A 2,699-nucleotide genomic window follows, 5' to 3' on the forward strand; every position below is an offset into this window, starting at 1 on the left:
TAGACGCCGAACAAGATTGTTGAACGATGCTACGATCCTGCTTCTAGGTTGCTGTGGCATTCGGACAGTGAGAGGAAGCCCGTGACAAGCGACGAGGACCACCGAGCACCCGCCTCCTCGGATGTCGTGCGCGCTTGTGCCATCCGAGCCAAGCAAGGTGGCACCGCTCTCATCAGTGCCTCGGACGCCGAGATCGACCAGGCGCTGCGCGGCATGGCGGAGCGTCTGGGATCGGTGCAGTCGGCTCTCATGGCCGCCAACGAGAAGGACCTCGCGGCTGCTGTCTCCGCGGGCATGTCGCCCGCGCTGCAGGATCGCCTGCGACTGAGCTCGACGCGGTTGGAGGCCATGGCGGCGGAGCTGCGCACGCTGGCGGATACCGAGCATGAGCCGAGGGACAGGGTCGTCGAGGTGCGCCCGGACGGCCTCACCCTGTTGGAACGCAGGCGTCCGGTCGGGGCCATCGGCGCCAACTTCGAGGCTCGTCCGAACGTCACGCTCGACATCGCGTCCCAGTTCCTCAAGTCGCGCAACGCGGGTGTGCTGCGCACCGGATCGGCGGCGCTCGGCTCGTCCCGGGCCTTGGTGGATCAAGTCATCGCGCCGGCGCTCGCCGAGACGGGGCTGGATCCGGACGCCATCCAACTGGTGCCCAGCGAAGACCGCTCTGCGGCCTACGCGCTGGTGGCCCTGCCCGAACTGATCCCGCTGGTCATCCTTCGCGGGAGCGGCGACAGCACCCGCGACCTCGGCCAGGAAGGCGCACGTCACGGTGTGCGGACCCTGGCCCATGCCGACGGCGGCGGAGTCCTGTACGTGGACTCGGCAGCCACCGACACAACAGCGCACCGGCTGATCACCGACAGCCTCGACCGCCTGGGCGTGTGCAACCGGCTCAATCTGCTGCTCATCGACCGGCCTGTGTACGAAGAGCGGCTGCCCGGCATTCTTCAGCTCCTGCACCGTCTGGGCATCACCGCATCTCTTCCACCGCACACCCATCCGCGCGGGTTCGAGTGGGCACTCGACGCGGAGCGTGCGGCAACCGTGACGATCGATGCCGCCGACGGTCCGTCGGACGCGGCGCGGATCGCGAACGAGGAGACGTCCGGGCTGGCCGCCGCCATCGCGACCGACGACCCGGCTGCCGCTACCCGGTTCATTGATGCGTACGGCGGCTCCGGGGTCTTCTGGAATTCCCCCACGCGACTTCTCGACGGCTTCAAGCTGCTGCGACTGCCGGAGACCGGTATCAACATCGACCGGGTTCCCGGTCCACGTGGGCCGGTGAGCTTCCGCGACCTGTACCTGCGGCAGTACGTGGTCGTGCCCAGTTCAAAGAATCTCGGCCAGAACCCCGGCTGCCGGAATGCTGGCCGCCCGGTGGGTGACAGGCTCTGAGGGTCCGTCGGGTTTGTCGTCCCGGTCATGCTCGGGCGTCCTGTCCTGTGGTGCCCGCGTCCTGGCCCAGGGAGGCCGGCCTCTGACGTCGTACCGCCTCCGTCAGCATCAGGTGTCCGGACTGCTCGGCGTGCACGACTCTGCCGCTGGGCAGGGCGTGCTGCCACCACTCGCCGGCTGCGGTGTCGGCCGAGGCGCGCAGTTCGACCAACGCGGCGCCGAGGCGACGTCGGGCGGCGTTCAGCGCGCCGGGCACGGGATCCGGCTCGGCAAGGAGAGCCGCCGTGTGCGCATGGGCGTCCTCAACGGCGGTGAGCGCGTGCTCGAGGCGTTCCCCTGCGCGCCGGTTGGTGACTGCCAGGGCTGCTGCGAAGCCGACGAGCGTGCCGACGAGAGTGTCGGCGATCCGTCCGGTGATCAACTGGACGGAGTCCTGCACCCGGGCGAACTCGGTGATGAGCAGGGCCATCGGGGTGACGCAGACGGTATGGAGCCAGTAGTTGGGGCCGATCAGTGCCGCCGCGGCGAAGCAGAAGGCGAGGAAACACAGCACGAGGGCCGCCGGATGCAGATGAGCGACTGGAACGACAGCGGCGAAGGCGAGGACGCCGATGAGATTGCCGACGACCCGCTCAGCTGCTCGTCGCCGAGTGAGTGTGAGGTTGGCCTGGTACAAGGAGGCGGCGGTGACCAGGGCCCAGTACGGGCGCCCGATCCCGAGGGCGAGGGAGGCGTATCCGGCAAGCGCGCAGCCGATTCCGGTGCGCACCGCGAGGGGGGCGAGCAGATTGTGCCGGCTCCACCACGCCGCCCGGGGCGACGCGGTCGTCTCGGCGTTCACGTCGAGGAGTTCCTCGCCGTCCGGCACCGGGAGGCAGACGTCCGGGACCGGGCCCGAGGCGCGCAGGTTGCGCGCCCACGCCTGCAGACGCTCCGGGTCGGCATCTCCAGGGACGGTGACGGCGACCTCGGCGCAGGCGACGAGCCGTCTGAGGGAGCGGCGTGTGAGGTCGCCTCGGGCGCCGGCGGCCGGCATGCACTGCCAGGCGGCATGCACAGCCGCAGCAGCGGCAGCGCGGGCTTTGACCCGGACCTCGGCCGTCCCGCTCACGGCGACGTACCCGGCGACCGTGTCTAGGGCGTGGGCAGTGGCGCGACGCTCGGGTCCGTGGGGGCGCAGCAGGCCGGGCGCCATGCAGACCAGCCAGGCCCAGACACCCCCCAGCAGGGCCAGCCCGACATGGCCAGGTACCTGAGCGGGAGTCTGCGGCAGGAACAGAGCGGTCGAGTGATGCCGC

Annotated in this window: 2 protein-coding genes; one reads left to right on the forward strand and one right to left on the reverse strand. The window is 70.1% G+C overall.

From position 1 onward, the window contains the following. Window positions 1-81: 81 nt before the first annotated feature. Complete coding sequence (locus ABZ646_RS44480) at window positions 82-1,401, forward strand: aldehyde dehydrogenase family protein (RefSeq protein ID WP_360532886.1); 1,320 nt, start codon at window positions 82-84, stop codon at window positions 1,399-1,401. 25 nt (window positions 1,402-1,426) lie between these two features. Here the strand turns inward: ABZ646_RS44480 and ABZ646_RS44485 are convergent. Then, on the reverse strand, window positions 1,427-2,699 hold a 1,273-nt coding region (locus tag ABZ646_RS44485; RefSeq protein ID WP_360532889.1), incomplete at its 5' end, for an FUSC family protein.

The sequence above is a fragment of the Streptomyces sp. NPDC007162 genome, assembly GCF_040634175.1.
In the GTDB taxonomy this organism is placed as follows: domain Bacteria; phylum Actinomycetota; class Actinomycetes; order Streptomycetales; family Streptomycetaceae; genus Streptomyces.